The organism is Alteromonas sp. ABV4_515, from assembly GCF_056160345.1.
Genome location: NZ_JBSWWZ010000044.1, coordinates 1 through 325, shown reverse-complemented (window position 1 = coordinate 325; position 325 = coordinate 1). Strand labels below are relative to the sequence as shown.

Here is a 325-nt window from a genome sequence, read left to right as displayed (position 1 = left end):
CTTCGTCTAGAGGCCTAGGACACCGCCCTTTCACGGCGGTAACAGGGGTTCGAATCCCCTAGGGGACGCCATTTATATCGCGTCACAGTCGATTAAAACTGTGAGATAGGCCGGAGTGGTTGGTTTAGCCAGCTGCTTCAGGACTTGAAAGTTCAGTAAAGTAAAAATGCTGCGCGGTTCGCAGGCTCACCTTGCCTTACTGAAATTTAGCGAAGCATGCTTCGCTGAGCAAAATTTCAGTCCCCTTCGTCTAGAGGCCTAGGACACCGCCCTTTCACGGCGGTAACAGGGGTTCGAATCCCCTAGGGGACGCCATTTATATCGC

2 tRNA genes are annotated in these 325 nt (G+C 52.6%); both read left to right on the top strand.

The window, feature by feature from the left end:
* Position 1 precedes the first annotated feature (1 nt).
* Positions 2 to 71: transfer RNA gene (locus ACXAGX_RS20600), tRNA-Glu, on the top strand.
* Between the two features lie 168 nt (positions 72 to 239).
* A tRNA-Glu gene (locus tag ACXAGX_RS20595) sits at positions 240 to 315 on the top strand.
* Positions 316 to 325 lie beyond the last annotated feature (10 nt).